This is a genomic window from Hahella sp. NS-SX17, assembly GCF_057367735.1.
Genome location: NZ_CM170632.1, coordinates 1,752,849 through 1,769,285, shown reverse-complemented (window position 1 = coordinate 1,769,285; position 16,437 = coordinate 1,752,849). Strand labels below are relative to the sequence as shown.

Here is a 16,437-nt window from a genome sequence, read left to right as displayed (position 1 = left end):
TAACAGACATGAAAAGCCTAAACCAATTAACAACGATTTTATTCAGCGCCCTATTCTCACTGGCCACCCTGCTCAGCGCACAAGCGCACGCAGAAGCCGACCTATACTTTATCCACTCGGATCACCTGGGCACGCCCCAGGCGATGACCGACAGCGCAAAAAATGTGGTTTGGAAAACCCAGCAGACTCCGTTTGGGGGGGCTGTGGAAGAAAGTGGCTCTGTTGTTCAACCCCTGCGCTTTCCTGGTCAATATTTAGACAAAGAAACAGCGTATTATTATAACTATTATAGGGATTATGACCCTAGTCTTGGCCGATACCTTCAAAGTGATCCAATTGGATTAATTGGAGGGTACAATACCTACAACTACGTTTATCAAAATCCTCAACGATTAACCGATCCAACGGGTGAAATTCCCGTATTAGTTTGGTGGATTGTTGGAGGTGCTCTCGCTTTGATTGACTTAGCGCCTAAATCGCCTAACCCCGAATACCCAGACGCAATAAGTTCGATTGATATTCTTCCCGGCCCCTTCAAAGCCGCGAAAATAGGTGACAACTTAATCTGCGCCGCAGATGATATTGCATTAAAAAGTTTAAATAAATTTGATGGAACTATTGATGACTTAGCAAAAAAATACGGCGATGCTGCAAATGATGCGAAGTCAACTCTTGACAGCCTGATAAAACCTCAAATCACAAGCGCAGAGGTTAAAGCTAGTGAATTAAATAAAATCAGTCAATATCTTAAAAAAGGTCCTGAAGCATTTAAAAAAGACCACCCAGCAAAAGATTATATTGACTATGTGAAGCAACACAACAAAAGCGTTAAAGAGTTCAATCAAAACAATCCTGGCTTAGCGAACATACCAGTCGTAAACCCTTGGAAGTAAGAAATGCCAATTGCTCTGAAAATAGCATCAAATAAATTCAAAGAGCAGTTTATTGTAGCAGGGCCTAATAGAAAGCTGACGGCTCTGTTACAAGAAAGCTTGAACTCCACCATGAACTTTATTTGTTGGCTTTATTTAGAAAACAATAGAAATGGCCGAATTATACACGAGATATTTCAAGAAGAGGATTTTTTAGAAATAGAAATAGCATCACCAAGCTCCTCTTTAGAAGGTATGAAAGTACATTTTTCTGAGGCTAAAAATCATTTATGTAACCCCAAAAAAGTAAGTCAAACTCATATTTATATAAACGATAAAATTATTACTAGAGCCAGCCATTTAGATGGTTTCATTTTCCAAGCAGAATTTGAGGCAAAATCATCAACATTCAGCATTGCATGTTTTTCCATCAATGACGAGCTAGAGGTTATAAACCACATCAATCCGATCAATCTTTGCGCTGGAGATAAAATAAAGCTTTTTTTTAAATGATAAGATAAATAACACTTATACTGGGTGGATTTTAGACACATCCTCGAATCAATGAGGCGGACTACAAGGCAGGCGCAAGGACGCAAGTATGTTCAGTACTTTAACTACACCCATAGCCGCACCGGCACTCTGTGGGAAGGACGTTACAAGTCAACCTTAGTTGATTCTGAGACATACCTGTTAACAGTTTATCGCTATATTGAGCTAAACCCTGTCAGAGCGGAGATGGTGGAGCATGCTTCTGAATATCCATGGTCAAGCTATCGGCACAATGCCCTTGGGAGAATGATTCAGTTGATCAGGCCGCATTCGATTTACCAGCAACTGGGTAAAACGGCGGAAGAACGCCAGAAGCATTACCGACTATTATTTCGTGGTCGGATGCCGGAACAAGATTTATCTGCGATCCGGGAAGCGACTAACAAGGCTTGGGTGTTGGGTAATGATCGTTTTAAGGCTGAGATAGAAGCTAAAACTGGAAGACGGGCAAAGCCATTGGAACGAGGAGGAGATAGGAAGTCTGAGAAGTTTCGAGTGATGAAAGATCAATGACTCTAAGTATCTAAATAAAATTAATCTTATACTCCTGCCCAAACTTTGACAGGACCTCGGTGACTGACTCCTTCAGTCTCTCGAACGTCTCATGCGAACCTAGCGGCAGCCAGTTGTACTTCACCTTTCGCCACAAGATCTCTATCAGGTTTAGCTCCGGTGAATATTTCGGCAAATAGATCGGCCAGATGCCTTTATCCGCCCAATCCAACCTATGTCGGCGAAACTCCGCAGAGCGATGCATGGAGGCGTTGTCCAGAAACACCACGGCAGGCTTAAGCGGATCTTTACTCCCCGCCAGCTTATTAAAAAGCGCTACGACTTTGGCGGAATCCACCCGCTCCTCTGTGGCATGGAATATCAGCTTCTGGCGGCGACTCATAAACCCCAGAACGTTCAGTCTCTTATTGTGTGGATAGGATTTCATTTGCGTCGGCTTCCCCACAGGGCTCCAGCCATAAGGTAAGTTGGAACGCTGACTGAAGCCTGATTCATCAAAGTAGTAAAGCTCGATTTCGCCCGCATCCTCCCAGGATTGAAGATCTTTCACAAAGCCCTGAAACTGGCGGAAGGCGTCTTCATCCCGAAGCGCGCGCAGCGAAAAGCGGAATCGCTTGAAGCTATACTTTGATTTTTTTTAAGTTCCGTTTAACGGTCTCCAGACTAGCGCTTTTTCCAGTTTCTTTCTCCAGACGTATCTGGACGTCTCGTAGTTGTTGGGGCTGCTCGTCAATCCACTTACAAACCCTTTCTTGTTCCTGCTCCGTGTAAATGGGCGGCCTTCCCGGGGAGGCGTCGCTAATGAGGCCACATATTCCCATGCTTTCCCACTGCTCAATCCAGATCGAAATGGTGTTGCGGTGGAAGTCGATAATGTCGGCAATTTTATCGATTTTATACCCCTTATTGCTGAGCAATATGGCGTGACAGCGAATACGGAAGCGGGAATTCGGGCTGTAACGGAATCCATCAGTTAGTGTTTTGATTTCGGCAGGCTTAAGATGATTGACGTACTTCACGGTGCAAAATATGATCAGTTCGGGTGGTCGTAAGTAGCCTATTTTATTAGAAAATTTTTATTTTGCTACTTAACCCTATTGATAAGACTACTCCGGTTGATACCGCCAGTAGTATTTAGGATATGTATGGATACCTATCGCTGTTGGTGTATTCAAAATCCCACAGAATGTGCTGAGTGTGGGTTGTGAAAAATGAAGCAAAGATATGCAGCTGAATTGATGTTTTTTTATGATAAAAGAGTTAACGGAAAGCCTTCTCATAAGAAATCTATTTGCGAAAGAAAAATACTTTTAATAGTCGCTGATAATGATGAAGAGGCATATAAGTCTGCGGTATTAAAAGGTGAGGATGAGGAATTCTCATTTTTAGATCCTCCATACGAAATAGAGTATAAATTCTTGGGGTTGTGTGAGCTCATATCCTTGGAAGATGAGGATAACGATGTTGTATGGTGGGGATTTGAAGAAAGGCTTAACCCTGTCGATAGGAAGACAAGTTTTATTCCCGATAAGAAAGACCTAAGGCTTTTCAAGCCAATTTCTAAGAAAGGTAAATTGAAATTATTGGATAGCTAAGGCAATTAGATTAAATTAACTCAATTTAGAAAGCCCTGCTAGTTAATCTGGCAGGGTTTTTTATCAATAGTATCAATAGGGTCAGGGTCATTGATGCCAGCATGCTTGAGAGTTAACCTGCCAGCCTTTCTTTCAGAAACGAGTTATTCTGATGACTCGTTCACCTCGCCTTTATCTATGATCCGTGAAGCGACTAACAAGGCTTGGATATTAGGTAATGATCGTTTTAAGGCTGAGATAGAAGCCAAAACTGGAAGACGGGCAAGGCCATTGGGACGAGGAGGAGATAGGAAGTCTGAGAAGTTTCGTGTGATGAAAGGTCAATGACTCTGACCCTATTGATACAGATTGAGCACCATGATTTAGGTGAAATATGGATATAGAAAGTGTAGTTTGGTTGGCTGCGCCAATTATTGTATTCTCTGTACTCGGTTTTCTTACACCCAGGTTAATTAACAGACAGAGATTCGGTTTTATTTTTATTGGAGTCCTTATTGGCTTTGCCGGGTTGTTAATAGGACCTCGATGCCTATGCATGGAATTAGAAGAGAAAGTATATGGCGCATTAATTTACTCTATTGGCTTCTCTCTAATAATTATATTTCTCTTATCTTGCTTATTCATTTTTAGGAAGAAATGAGGATAGGAATTCTGTGGAGTTTTGTGTAATGAAGAATCTATGACTTCGCCTCTATTGACACAATCATTCTGGAACGCATATATATTTATCCTTTAATGAAAAAATACAAACTATTACTCATTATCGTCCCAATGATATTTGTCGCCCTTCATTATAGCTATGAATGGAGGAGGCAAGCGTCCTTACTATCAGAGTTAAGAAGCTACACCTTATCTTCCGATGAGCTCTGGTTATGCAATTTGGACGGTTATGAAATTACAGATGAATGTTTCAAAGCTAGCAAGGAAAAACTGGCGCAAGCGCTACCTATAGAAACACCAAAATTCTCACCAGGAAAGGCGGGGGCTATTCATAGATATGCATTAAAGTTTTTCGAAGAGAATAAAACAAAGTGCTTCCTATTAATAGAATATAAAGATAGAGCTGATTCGACCTGGATATCAAAGGTAGATACAGATCCAAGCTGCAATAGTATTTTAATACAATATGGCGCAAAGATACCGACCATCAAAAACTGGTTTAATTAAATACCTACGGCGTTAGTAGTATCTTTTAGCTATCAAAGAGGCTGTCTATTCGAGAGCTAAGCTAGTAGCTTCAATAGGTTATTTAACTACATGGCCCCGCAATTGCCGGGGCCATTTTTTACAAGCTGCTAAAAACGTTAGAGAAGTGAGCGGGAGTTATTTTCGACTAAAAGACGCGCAGCCTTCCTCAAACAACCCCACTCTCCCCCTCAAAGCTCATCTCCACGAAGTTGCGTACGGTGACGCCTTCTGGAAGTTCCGGCACTCTAAGAGTGTCCAGGTCCCAGACTTTTTCTCCGTCGATGGTGACTTTCAGGCTGCTGCCGCACCAGGCGTAAATGGTGTAGGTGTCGTCTTTGATCCGCACTTCGAATTGGCCTGCCGTTTCGCTGTCGGCGGTGAATAAGGCGGTTTTTCCCGGTGGGACTTCCACTTCAAGAGCCCAGGGCTCTATCCATATGGTCATTGGTTGGCCTGTGGGATTCAGGATTCGCTTTTCGTCTGTGTATATCATCGGGCGCTGTCAGGATTTCGTCTGAAAACGAGCCGCAATAATACATCATTTTTTCGATTTTGGGACTCCAGATACATTACGGCCTGATTTTTTGTTATTTATCATAATGTTAAACAAACAGAACCGGCTCAGCCAAGCGCTATTTGGAGCGACTGTAAACGCTAATTCAGCCTCTTTTCACCATGAAACGTCAAAAAGCTCTCTTTTGAAAATCAAATGCCCAGTTGCATTTTACGTTAGATGATTGAGTATTGATCAGCCAGTGGCGCGCTATCTTAATCGTTAGAAAAGAGCGTTCTGGCTCACGGCGTCCCCAGCCATTTCTGCGTAATGCTCTGCATGCGTCCGTCCCGCTTCATTTCGTCCAGAGCGTCCTGCCAGATTTGAATCACGCTATCTGGAACGTCTTTTGAAAAAGCGATGTATTTGGGCTGCTCTTGGATGACATAAACGACTTTCATCAGACCAGGATCTATACCCTGCAACCTCGCCGCATAGACGCCAACCACATCGACCGTCACCCAAAGATCCAGGTAGCCACGCACCAAATTACCCGGATTGAATTGTTCGCTCCCAGAGCTGCTGATCAAGTTGGTGAAACCCTGGCGCTGCAATAATTTCTCTGCAGAGTACCCCTGCACTGTGCCGATACGAGGCACTGCGCGCGCATCATCCATGCTACTAATTCGGATATCGGAGTTTTTAGGGGCGAAAAACACCAGATTGGAGATCGCCACCGGCCCTACCCATTTATACAGCGGCTCTCGTTGCTCGGTTCGGGTCACGGTGAATAGCGCCGCGTTGGATTTACTGGCCAAGTAATGCAAACCCCGTTTCCAGGGCGTGGATTGGATCGGATAGGATTGCCCTGTCGTCCGCATGATTTCTTGTACGGTTTCGACCGCCATGCCTTTAGCGACGCCATTTTCCGTGTAACAAAAGGGAGGGTATTCGGAAATATAAACGTCTAACGCAGTGGTTGCGCTCCCAGACGTCTCAGCGCCAGCTGGCAGAGCGCGACAAAGTAACAGCATAAAGACACAGAACCAGCGTGAGACTTGCATGACTTCCCGCCGCAAATTTCAAGGGGTGGCTATAAGTCTAGCTCTTGCCAACCCTCTGTAAAGCCTCACGCCTGAGCGAAGCGCCTTAGACCAGGCTCTCCACCCGCTGCAGGAACGCTCTCGCCTCCGGCTCAGGTCCATCGCCCAGATTGGCGTGAGAGTCGCCACGCCATTCACACATCACGGTGCGCGTCCCTCCTTCCGTACTCACGCCCAGCTCCAGAGTGAAGTAGCGGAAAGACGGAGTTTCATTCTCCAGATTCACCTCCGGTCCCGTCGTCAACACAATCGCCACCAGCATCGCCTCAGCGACGGCTTTGGCCTCCGGCATTTTCATCAGAATCGTAGGATAGTCCTTCACTCGCAACGTAGCGAATTCTATTTCACCGGGATCAAAATCCGCTTTTCCCTCCTGATCGCAGTTTTCACATACTTTAGACCAGAGAAAATCCACAAGGTGCGTCCGCTCCTCTGTAGGAATCAACCCGAACAATTGCAACGGATCACTTTCGCAAAATTTACGCATGGCGATATGCGCAAACGTATAGTGATGCGGTCTGGGATCGCTCAATAACCCCGTTTCTTTTTGACTCTTATCTTGTTTGTTCCAGAACATAAATGACAACTCCCACTTTCTATTCGCCGGACTCCGGCTCAATCACAATGGCCAACCCTACAGGCAGTATGGCCGATAACGCCAACAATGGCTTTCCGCCGCGCTCCTACTTGCGCACCACAGCATGCCGTCTTTCCACATGCACGCCCAATCGTTTGGCCAGTCTGATGAGATTGGCGCGATCCAAAGACAGCGCCCTGGCCGCGGCGGCCCAATTCCCCTGCTCCTCGATAAGAGTGCGATGAATGAGTTCGCGCTGAAACCGCTCTGTCTCATCCTTCAGATTTACAGGTCCTTGAGAGGGCGTCGCTTCCACTGAAAAGTCCTGCCTGCGCTGTATCGCAACGGGAGGAGCCGTAGGGGAAACAGAAAGGTCGCAGTGCTCCGGCAGAATCGTGACAATCCGCTTGCCTGCTTGCTCGCTTCTGGCCCGCAGAGCCGCCCGACTGATGGTATGTTCCAGCTCACGCACGTTCCCCGGCCAGGGATAAGCCAGCAACGCCTCGTTCACCGCCGGGGCCAGTCGAATCTGCTCCATACCCAGCTTGCGTCGCGTCGCAGCGATAAAATAGCCCGCCAGCAACAAGACGTCCTGGTCGCGCTCGCGCAAGGGCGGAACCTGAATGGGGTAGACGCTCAGACGGTGATATAGATCCGCGCGAAACGTTTCCGCCTTCACCTCCCGCGCCAAGTCCCGATTAGTGGCGGCGATCACCCGCACATTTACTTTTTCCGGCTTGTCCCGCCCCACTTTTTGCACTTCTCCGCTTTGCAGCGCTCGCAGCAGTTTGCTTTGCACCGCCAGTGACAACTCGCCAATCTCATCGAGAAACAGAGTGCCCCCATCCGCCAGCATGAATTTGCCCATACGATCACTGTTGGCGCCAGTGAAGGCGCCCCGCACATGACCAAATAACTCGCTTTCCGCCAAGGCGTCCGGCACGGCGGCGCAGTTAACATACACCAGAGGCTCATTGCAGCGGGACGACTGCATGTGCAAAGTGCGGGCGACCAGCTCCTTCCCCACCCCGGTTTCACCTGTCACCAGTACGTTGAAGTCCGAAGAGGCCACCAGACGAATTTCCCGTTTCAGCTGGGCCATGGCGGCGCTTTCGCCGATCAGTTCGCCGCCGTCCCGGCTTAATGCCTCCTGCGTCAACGCCAGCGCCACTTCGTGAGCGTGGCTGGCTTTATATTCCAGCAGGTTCAACAGTTCGGCGGAACGCAAGGTAGCGGCGGCCAGAGCGTTGAGTATGGACAGTGTTTTTGGAGGGATATCATCGAATACGCCAGCGCTCAGACTGTCGAGCGTCAGCAATCCGATCAAGCGATTATCCGAATACAGTGGAAATCCCATGCAGGCATGCACCGGCAGGTCGCCTTCCGTCGCCAGCAGCAAGCCGTCATAGGGGTCTGGCAATTGGCAATCAGACGCAAAACGCACCGGTTGCCGCGACTGCGTCAATCGCTCAAAGCGCGGGTGTTCGTCCGCTTTGAAGCGTCGCCCCAGAATATCTGGAGACAGCCCCTGCGCCGCTAAAGGAACCAGCACGTCCTCACGCAAGGCTAACAAGGCCACCGCATCACAGGAAATCGCTCTGCGCACCGCGCTCAACAGACGGTCAAAGCGATCTTCATTGGTCAGGCTATTGGCGAGATCCACAGCGATCTCCACTAATACGGAGAGAGGCGCATTGGTCATATCAAACAAACCCTTTCATGTCTTTTAGACACATATAGTATGAGTCATATTAACCCTCTCGCTACATAAATCCAGCGCTTTCCCCTTTATTTTCAGGCTATTTCATCCTGGCAAAGCAATTGCAAACACAGATTCAACACTTCCGGTTAATACGCATCTTGAGGAGGAATGCTATGAACCAGACCAACACGACTTTCGAGGGCCTCGCCTTTGCCGCCAAACTGATGAGAATCGGCGACAGAACCCTGCTAATTTCCATTCTGGTCATGATCGTCACCGCGCTGATCTGCTATCCCTACGCCCACAATTTCAGCCTCGGTCAGCAAATCGCCGCCCACATCACCATGGTGGTGTCAGCCGGGGCCTTAAAACTGGGCTATGTTTTACGACTGATCGGCAATCGCCGCATCGCATTGAATGGAGGCTGATTAGAATCTCATGACTCAGATCACAAGCGAGCGCCCCCCGCACCCGAGCATACCTTTGCTGGGGCTGGCGTTCCGACCGTTTTTCCTGTTTGGCTCACTGTTCTCTATTGTCGCCATCGCCTACTGGATTCTGCTGCTGAATGGCTCAGCGCCCTGGCTCACCGCCATGTCGCCGGTTGTCTGGCACGGCCATGAAATGCTGTTCGGGTTCGGCGGAGCGATCGTCATTGGTTTTCTGCTGACGGCGGTGCAGACCTGGACGGGCTTGCCCAGCGTGAAGAATAAAACGCTGGCGATATTGGTTCTGCTTTGGCTGACAGCCCGCGTCGCCTTCTTTCTGGGCGGCGACGCGCTTCGCTTAGCGGTTGTCGCAGAGATACTGTGGTGGTCTCTGTCGGCGCTGGCTTTCATTAATTTGCTGGTCCGTTCAGGCAATCACCGCAACCTGATCATCGTCCCGATTCTGGCTCTATTGGCGACACTGGACATTGCCTCGGCGACCACCGCCGATATCAACTTGGCCATTCACCTTCTCAATACCGGCGCGTTACTGATAGCCGTGCTGATTTCCATCCTGGGCGGCCGGGTGATTCCGTTTTTTACTCAACGCGGACTGGGGCTTGAATCCATCGCCGCCCCCAACTGGCTGGAAAAAACGGTGGCGTTGCTGGCGCCCCTCTGCGCTCTGGCTTTTTTCAGCACGTATTTCCTTTCTGCCATGACGCCGGTTACGGCACTTCTGCTTTTGGCGGCGGGGACGCTCCAGTTGCTGCGAATCGCGCACTGGCGCAGCTTGAAAACGTTCGGCGCGCCGCTGTTATGGTCACTGCACTTGTCATATCTGGCCCTGGCTCTCGGACAGCTATGCATGGGGTTTAGTCAGCTATCGCAAGGCGCTTATTTTGCAGACGCCCTGCATCTGGTGACCGTCGGCGCTATCGGCGGCATGATCCTCGCGATGATGTCCCGCGTGTCTCTGGGACATACTGGGCGTCCTTTACAACCGCCAACGCTGATGGGCTGGGCTTTCGCCCTGATCCTCGCAGCCGCCGTCGTACGCGCCGGTCTGCCTTTGGTCATGGAGGCGCCCATCGCCTGGCGTATCTCCGCTGCGCTTTGGGCATTGGCGTATCTGGTTTTCGTCATTCATTACGCCAGCATCCTCAATGCGCCGCGGGCGGATGGCAAACCCGGGTGAGCGCCGCAGGCCTCGCTATATTCACCAGAGACTCACAGGCCCATTTCATTATCACAGCAGCGCTACCGAGAGCGTCGGCAGCGCCTTTATTTGCGTCGCAGCAAACGTCATAACCCGTGTCGCAACCTGAATAGACAACGTCATAAAACCATTCAAGAAGGAGTTACAGTGTTAGATTCCAACACTATCGCAACCATCAAAACCACCATCCCAGTATTGGAAACCGGGGGCGTGGCGATCACTGAGCATTTTTATCGCAGGATGTTCAGCCACAATCCTGAGCTGCTGAATATCTTCAACAGCAGCCACCAGCAATCCGGCGGGCAACCTGTCGCCCTGTTCAACGCCATCGCCGCCTACGCCAAGCACATTGAAACGCCCGAAGCGCTGCAAAGCGCCGTCGAGCGTATTGCGCACAAACACACCAGTTTCAATATCCAGCCAGCGCAATATGACATCGTCGGCCACCACCTGCTGGAAACGCTGCAGGAGCTGCTCGGCGACGCATTTACCCCGGAAATCAGAGACGCCTGGACCAAGGCCTACCAGTTTCTCGCCAGTATATTCATTGCGAAAGAGGGCGAGCTGTATGAAGAGCGAGCCGCCGCCCCGGGGGGCTGGAAAGGAACCCGTACCTTCGTCGTGCAGACAAAACGCAAAGAGTCGGAGCTGGTGACCAGCTTTATACTAGCGCCCAAGGACGGAGGAAAAGTCATCGACTTTCAACCCGGTCAGTACATCGGCGTCAAGGTCAAACCGACGCCTGACGGCTACGAGCAGATTCGCCAGTATTCCCTGTCCGCAGCGCCGAACGGAGTCACTTATCGCATTTCCGTAAAACGAGAGTCGGGCGACAAGCCTGGCCTGGTGTCCAATTATCTGCATGATCATATTCAGGAGGGAGACGCGCTTGAGTTGATGGCGCCCGCAGGCGACTTCGTTTTACACGAGGAGCGCAACCGGCCCACTGTCCTGATTTCCGCCGGCGTCGGCCTGACGCCCATGATGTCTATGCTGGAACGCCTCAGCGCCGCAGACAATGAAGCGCCGATTTACTACCTGCACGCCTGCGAAAATGGAATGCAGCACAGCTTTAAACAGCGTGTGAACGAACTGCTGAGCCAGAGGAAAAACCTGTCCGCGCAGATCTGGTATCGTCAGCCTGAGGTCGAAGACCAGACTAACCGGGATGACTACGCTCAAGGCCTGATGGATATTCCCGGCATTGCGGAACGTCTCCCGTTGGCGGAAGGCCGCTTTTATCTGTGCGGCCCAACCCCGTTCATGGCGATGGCGAAACAGCAATTACTATCATGCGGCGTAGACGCAGAACGCATCCACTACGAGGTATTTGGACCACACAGCGATCTGTAAACCCGCATATGCCTGTGCGCCTGACTATGACTCACCAGCGGATCAACACATCATCCATCTGAATGTTCAGACGTGTGGGGTCGATATTCAGGCGTCCGATGGAGAACTCAGGCTGCACCTGATCCACCTGCAACGCCAGCTTGACGTCACGCAGCTCGGTTCCCTGGAACCGGGTTGCGTCGAACAACTGTCGCGAGCGATAAATCTGGAAGGTGTCCCCAGGGCGGATTCCCGCGTTGGCGCCCGCTTCAAACATAACCTGACGCCCCTCCACCCGCGCAATGCGCGTCATAAACGGCTGGCAGGACACATTTTCTTCGATGTCTCCCGCCATGCTCATCAGCGCCCGCTTCACCGTCCTGCCGTACTCCATCTGATTGAAGCCAGCGGACAGCAGGCCATACTGCTCATCCGCCCTTGCCTCCCAGTTCGCCCCCGTGCGATAGCGCTTCTGAAACAGAATGGCGCCGCTGAACCCGTCATGGATAAACATCTCCACATCGAATACCCGGTATGTATCCTTCAGCCCGACGAAGCGCAGCGTATTGTTGAGAACGGAACGCTTCAACCCTTCCGGGTCGCGCATGGAGACATCTCTGACCACACCGGACACCACAAACTGCACGCCCAAATCCCGCGACGCCGCCACCGCCTTGGTCAAGGTGCGTTGTTCAGTCTCATGAGTCGGCGCGTTGGCGAGTTCGTCATAAAGATGCAACTGGCTGGCTTCATGCACCGCCAATCGGGGGGAGGATTGTAATAACTGATTAAGGTAGCTGGGAATATCCCGCTCCACGCCATACAGACCGCCGACAGACGCCTGCCTCACGTCCTGCAATGAAAACGACAGCAGCGCCAGTTTGCGCCGATATGAGTTCACCGAAGCGCCATCACACAGCGGTTGCTCATACATGTCCGCATCGATGGTCAACACCAGCGTTTCATTTTCGACTTCCTCGCTCACCGGAACCACTCGCCTGGCCTTGGCGCGACTGCTGACGCTCACGCTGGACCGGGTCAAGCGACCCAGTTCCATCTGATCAGTGCTGGACACCTCCGCTCCGAACATCAGCGCCGCCTGCCGCAAAGCGTCTTCCTGCGCCGCCTTGCGCGCCTGTTGATAGTCGCCGCCGTAGATGAATGCGCGCCCGGTCACCCTCACCCATTCCGCATGGGCGACACTCGCCCCCAAGATCAGCGCCAGACCCAGCGCGCCAAGCAAGACATGTAAAGACCACCGGTGATTAAACAACCCTCTCATAACAGGCTCCTGGCATTCACTTTTTCACATCGCCATCCAGAAAATACAGGCCGGTGCCGACGCTGCTACCCGCCGCCCCCGCAGGAGAGTCCATACTGGCGCGCAAAGCCGGGTCGCTGTGCGGCAACGGCATGCGACATTCTTCGGTATAGCGGAAGTAGTTGACGTTGGTCAGACAGCGGCGAAATCTTGCCTCCAACACCACTTCCAGTACGGTCTCAAATCCACCTCCCTGCAGCTCCGACACGCTCATCACCCTGGCCCCGCGAATCACGCTGTCCACCATGGTTTTAAAGCCATCGTTCTGCATCACCAGCGCCTCCACTGTAGAAGAGCCATAGATCACCGTTCCATAAATGCGCTCCGCCAGAGCGCGGTAGGCGTCCAACTTCGATGCGCGCATCGCCAGCAGGCGGTGGCGCTGGGACGTAACATGACGGGGATCTTCATAAGTAGCGTACCCCGACACCCTCACCACGATAGGATCTTTGCCGATATTGTCGTCGATGGGCTCGCTTCGTTTCTGACCATACAGGCCACACGCCGACAACAGGCCGGCGAGCGCCGCCAATACGACTGCTTGAATCTGCTTACTCACGCTAGAGGCCCTCAGTACCAATACTATTGCTGCGACGACGCCCGGTTGCGCCCGCGTTGTATAGAGACCTATAGAAAAGTTCGTGCCAAAACCGCATGGAGCCAGAGTGAAAACACAGAATCTGACTATTAATCAATATGTTAATCAGGCTTAAACTGCTTTCTTCCGAGCCTAAATAAGACCGCTCCCACCCCCATAGCGGAACGATCTTGCCTCACCGGCGCAAGCGCCTTGTGACCCCTGGTTATTCCAAGTAACCTACCCTTTCAACCCTTATTTATTCGAGACTGTATGCAACGATATTTAGTGGGCGGAGCCGTGCGCGACGCCTTGCTCGGTCTGCCCGTCAAAGACCGTGACTGGGTCATGGTCGGCGCGACCCCTGAACAGATGCTGGAACAGGGATATCAGCAGGTCGGCGCAGACTTTCCCGTATTCCTGCACCCGGACAGCAAAGAAGAGCACGCCCTCGCCCGCACCGAACGTAAAAGCGGCAAAGGCTATACCGGATTTATCTGCGATTTTTCCCCGGACATTTCTCTGGAAGACGACCTGCTGCGTCGAGACCTGACCATCAACGCCATGGCGATGGACGACGACGGCAATCTGGTAGACCCACTTAATGGCCAACAGGATCTGGAAGCCCGGATTCTACGCCATGTTTCTCCGGCCTTTACCGAAGACCCCCTGCGCGTGTTGCGAGTCGCCCGTTTCGCCTCTCGCTACGCCGACCTGGGATTCACTGTAGCGCCGGAAACCTTACAGCTCATGCAGGACATTCAGGCTTCAGGAGAACTGAAAGCGCTGACGGCGGAACGCGTGTGGCAGGAAACCGTACGCGCCCTGGGACAGAAACAACCCCGCGTTTACTTTCAGGTGCTGAGAGACGCCCACGCGTTGCAGGATATTTTCCCCGAATTAGACGCGCTGTTCGGCGTGCCGCAAACGCCGCAATACCATCCGGAAGTGGACACCGGTCTGCACAGCCTGATGGCGCTGGAGCAAGCCTGTCTGTTGAGCAAGCATGAAGAAGTGCGTTTCGCCGCTCTGATTCATGACCTGGGTAAAGGCGTCACGCCACAGAAAGAGTGGCCCAAACATCATAACCATGAAGCGGCCGGGGTCGACTTGGTGAAAGCGCTGACCGAGCGGGTCAAAGCGCCCAAGCTGTTCAAAGAACTGGCGCTGATGGCCTGCCAGTACCACACCCATTGCCACCGCGCCCTGGAGTTGCGCGCCAACACCTTGGTGAAGCTGCTGCAATCCTGCGACGCCTGGCGCCGCCCGGACCGTTTCGAACTATTTTTGCTCGCCTGCGAAGCCGACGCCCGCGGCCGTACGGGATGGGAGCAAAAACCTTATCCTCAGGCGGATTTTCTGCGCGGCGCCCTGGAGGCCTGTCAGCAAATCAAACCGCAGGATCTGGTAGCCCAGGGATATACCGGCGCCGGCCTGGGAGAAGAAATTCAACGTCGCCGCATCAGTGCGGTTAAACGCTTCAAACAGGACTCCGCGTCCGGGGCTCAGGAAGAGGATGACAAAGACGGCGGCTTGACCTGACTCAAGCCGATGGCCGAACGCCAGCGTCTTCGACCAAAGCGTTATTATAAAAAACAACATCAATAAGTATGCTCATCCTCCAGGCCCGGAAACGTCAATACCTTGAGGATGACAAAGCATCAGTTCACACACTGACGGATTGAAAGGAGATTTCATATGAAGAAGGTCGTCATTGTCGCCGCCACCCGCACTCCAGTGGGCGCATTCGGCGGAGCCCTGTCCACACTCAGCGCCGACAAACTGGGATCGGCGGTCATACAAAAACTGTTGGAGCAAACCGGAGTCGATCCCGCCAAGATCGATGAAGTCCTGCTGGGCCAGGTGCTTACCGCAGGCTGCGGCCAAAACCCCGCGCGCCAGGCTTCCATCAATGCAGGACTGCCCAACGCCACCCCCGCCATGACCATTAATAAAGTCTGCGGCTCCGGTTTGAAAGCCATACATTTGGCGGCCCAATCCATCATGCTGGGCGACGCCGACATCGTGATCGCCGGCGGCCAGGAGAATATGAGTCAGGCGCCCCATGTGCTGCCAAAATCCCGCGACGGCCAACGCATGGGTAACTGGACCTTAGAAGACTCCATGATCAAAGACGGTTTATGGGACGCGTTCAACGACTACCACATGGGCGTCACCGCAGAAAACATCGTCGAGAAATACGGCATCAGCCGCGAAGAGCAAGACGCCTTCGCCGCACAGTCGCAACAGAAAGCGGAAGCCGCGCAGAAAACGGAGCGGTTCAAAGAAGAGATCTGCGCCATCAGCGTCCCTCAACGCAAAGGCGGCCCCATTGTCGTGGATAAAGACGAGAATCCACGTCATGGAACAACAGCCGAGTCACTGGGTAAATTAAGAGGCGCCTTCAAGAAAGACGGAACCGTCACAGCGGGCAACGCCTCATCCCTGAACGACGGCGCAGCCGCCGTGATGCTGTGTAGTGAAGAAAAAGCCAAAGAGCTTGGCCTGACGCCTATCGCCAGCATCGCCGCCTACGCCAATGCCGGCGTTGACCCCAGCATCATGGGCGTCGGCCCGGTCACCGCCACCCGCCGCTGCCTGAACAAAGCTGGCTGGAGCGTGGAAGACCTGGATCTGGTTGAAGCCAACGAAGCCTTCGCCGCCCAGGCCATTGCAGTGAATCGCGATATGGAATGGGACACCGCCAAGGTGAACGTCAACGGCGGAGCCATCGCCCTGGGTCACCCTATCGGCGCCTCCGGCTGCCGTATTCTGGTCACACTGCTGCACGAAATGATCAAGCGTGACGCCAAAAAAGGCTTGGCCACACTGTGTATCGGCGGCGGCATGGGCGTGGCGCTCGCGTTAGAAAGATAATCGTCTGATCCCGCACTCGCTATAGACCTCCTCTTTCCTTAGGGGAGGTTTTCACCTCAAGCCTTCACGGTAAAAACATCCGATATAG

Annotated in this window: 18 protein-coding genes; 10 read left to right on the top strand and 8 right to left on the bottom strand. The window is 51.9% G+C overall.

Annotated features, from left to right (window positions below; all coding sequences use genetic code 11):
• The first annotated feature begins 8 nt into the window (after positions 1 to 8).
• The 3 genes from AC2IBB_RS08030 to AC2IBB_RS08020 all read left to right on the top strand — a co-directional run bounded on the left by AC2IBB_RS08030 (position 9) and on the right by AC2IBB_RS08020 (position 1,937).
• Entirely contained in the window at positions 9 to 893 is an 885-nt protein-coding gene (locus AC2IBB_RS08030; protein ID WP_486332360.1) for an RHS repeat domain-containing protein, read from the top strand.
• A 3-nt stretch (positions 894 to 896) separates the two neighbouring features.
• Positions 897 to 1,385, top strand: coding sequence for a hypothetical protein (locus AC2IBB_RS08025; protein ID WP_486332359.1), 489 nt, complete (start codon positions 897 to 899; stop codon positions 1,383 to 1,385).
• A 285-nt stretch (positions 1,386 to 1,670) separates the two neighbouring features.
• On the top strand, positions 1,671 to 1,937 hold the full coding sequence (locus AC2IBB_RS08020) for a hypothetical protein (RefSeq protein ID WP_486332358.1): 267 nt from the start codon (positions 1,671 to 1,673) through the stop codon (positions 1,935 to 1,937).
• 10 nt (positions 1,938 to 1,947) lie between these two features.
• Here AC2IBB_RS08020 and AC2IBB_RS08015 read toward each other — a convergent pair whose 3' ends face one another.
• Positions 1,948 to 2,535 (bottom strand): IS630 family transposase, encoded by a 588-nt coding sequence (locus tag AC2IBB_RS08015; RefSeq protein ID WP_486333933.1) that lies wholly within the window; start codon positions 2,533 to 2,535, stop codon positions 1,948 to 1,950.
• A 22-nt stretch (positions 2,536 to 2,557) separates the two neighbouring features.
• Positions 2,558 to 2,956, bottom strand: coding sequence for a helix-turn-helix domain-containing protein (locus AC2IBB_RS08010; protein WP_486328546.1), 399 nt, complete (start codon positions 2,954 to 2,956; stop codon positions 2,558 to 2,560).
• A gap of 192 nt (positions 2,957 to 3,148) precedes the next feature.
• Between AC2IBB_RS08010 and AC2IBB_RS08005 the strand changes: the two genes are divergently transcribed.
• Complete coding sequence (locus tag AC2IBB_RS08005) at positions 3,149 to 3,532, top strand: hypothetical protein (protein ID WP_486332357.1); 384 nt, start codon at positions 3,149 to 3,151, stop codon at positions 3,530 to 3,532.
• A gap of 879 nt (positions 3,533 to 4,411) precedes the next feature.
• Positions 4,412 to 4,699, top strand: coding sequence for a hypothetical protein (locus AC2IBB_RS08000; RefSeq protein ID WP_486332356.1), 288 nt, complete (start codon positions 4,412 to 4,414; stop codon positions 4,697 to 4,699).
• Between the two features lie 187 nt (positions 4,700 to 4,886).
• Here AC2IBB_RS08000 and AC2IBB_RS07995 read toward each other — a convergent pair whose 3' ends face one another.
• From AC2IBB_RS07995 to norR, 4 genes are all read right to left on the bottom strand, one after another.
• The gene (locus AC2IBB_RS07995) at positions 4,887 to 5,165 is read right to left on the bottom strand and encodes a hypothetical protein (protein WP_127973091.1); all 279 of its coding nucleotides are present in this window, start codon (positions 5,163 to 5,165) and stop codon (positions 4,887 to 4,889) included.
• A 350-nt stretch (positions 5,166 to 5,515) separates the two neighbouring features.
• Complete coding sequence (locus AC2IBB_RS07990) at positions 5,516 to 6,277, bottom strand: substrate-binding periplasmic protein (RefSeq protein WP_486332355.1); 762 nt, start codon at positions 6,275 to 6,277, stop codon at positions 5,516 to 5,518.
• An 85-nt stretch (positions 6,278 to 6,362) separates the two neighbouring features.
• Positions 6,363 to 6,893, bottom strand: coding sequence for a hypothetical protein (locus tag AC2IBB_RS07985; RefSeq protein WP_486332354.1), 531 nt, complete (start codon positions 6,891 to 6,893; stop codon positions 6,363 to 6,365).
• A 106-nt stretch (positions 6,894 to 6,999) separates the two neighbouring features.
• Positions 7,000 to 8,595, bottom strand: a complete 1,596-nt coding sequence (gene norR, locus AC2IBB_RS07980) for a nitric oxide reductase transcriptional regulator NorR (RefSeq protein WP_486332353.1) — start codon at positions 8,593 to 8,595, stop codon at positions 7,000 to 7,002.
• A gap of 173 nt (positions 8,596 to 8,768) precedes the next feature.
• On the opposite strand from norR, the gene AC2IBB_RS07975 reads away from it, so the two are divergent.
• From AC2IBB_RS07975 to hmpA, 3 genes are all read left to right on the top strand, one after another.
• Complete coding sequence (locus AC2IBB_RS07975; protein WP_486332352.1) at positions 8,769 to 9,023, top strand: hypothetical protein; 255 nt, start codon at positions 8,769 to 8,771, stop codon at positions 9,021 to 9,023.
• A gap of 10 nt (positions 9,024 to 9,033) precedes the next feature.
• The gene (locus AC2IBB_RS07970; RefSeq protein WP_486332351.1) at positions 9,034 to 10,221 is read left to right on the top strand and encodes an NnrS family protein; all 1,188 of its coding nucleotides are present in this window, start codon (positions 9,034 to 9,036) and stop codon (positions 10,219 to 10,221) included.
• Positions 10,222 to 10,389: 168 nt separating this feature from the next.
• The gene (gene hmpA / locus AC2IBB_RS07965; protein WP_486332350.1) at positions 10,390 to 11,595 is read left to right on the top strand and encodes an NO-inducible flavohemoprotein; all 1,206 of its coding nucleotides are present in this window, start codon (positions 10,390 to 10,392) and stop codon (positions 11,593 to 11,595) included.
• Positions 11,596 to 11,626: 31 nt separating this feature from the next.
• Here the strand turns inward: hmpA and AC2IBB_RS07960 are convergent, their stop codons facing one another.
• Entirely contained in the window at positions 11,627 to 12,856 is a 1,230-nt protein-coding gene (locus tag AC2IBB_RS07960; RefSeq protein ID WP_486332349.1) for a flagellar assembly protein FlgT, read from the bottom strand.
• Positions 12,857 to 12,872: 16 nt separating this feature from the next.
• Positions 12,873 to 13,454: an LPP20 family lipoprotein gene (locus AC2IBB_RS07955; protein ID WP_486332348.1), complete on the bottom strand. Its 582-nt coding sequence runs from the start codon at positions 13,452 to 13,454 to the stop codon at positions 12,873 to 12,875.
• Positions 13,455 to 13,745: 291 nt separating this feature from the next.
• On the opposite strand from AC2IBB_RS07955, the gene AC2IBB_RS07950 reads away from it, so the two are divergent.
• Together AC2IBB_RS07950 and AC2IBB_RS07945 are read left to right on the top strand one after the other, a co-directional pair.
• Positions 13,746 to 15,014 (top strand): multifunctional CCA addition/repair protein, encoded by a 1,269-nt coding sequence (locus AC2IBB_RS07950; RefSeq protein WP_486332347.1) that lies wholly within the window; start codon positions 13,746 to 13,748, stop codon positions 15,012 to 15,014.
• Positions 15,015 to 15,170: 156 nt separating this feature from the next.
• Positions 15,171 to 16,349: an acetyl-CoA C-acetyltransferase gene (locus AC2IBB_RS07945; RefSeq protein WP_486332346.1), complete on the top strand. Its 1,179-nt coding sequence runs from the start codon at positions 15,171 to 15,173 to the stop codon at positions 16,347 to 16,349.
• Positions 16,350 to 16,437: the final 88 nt, after the last annotated feature.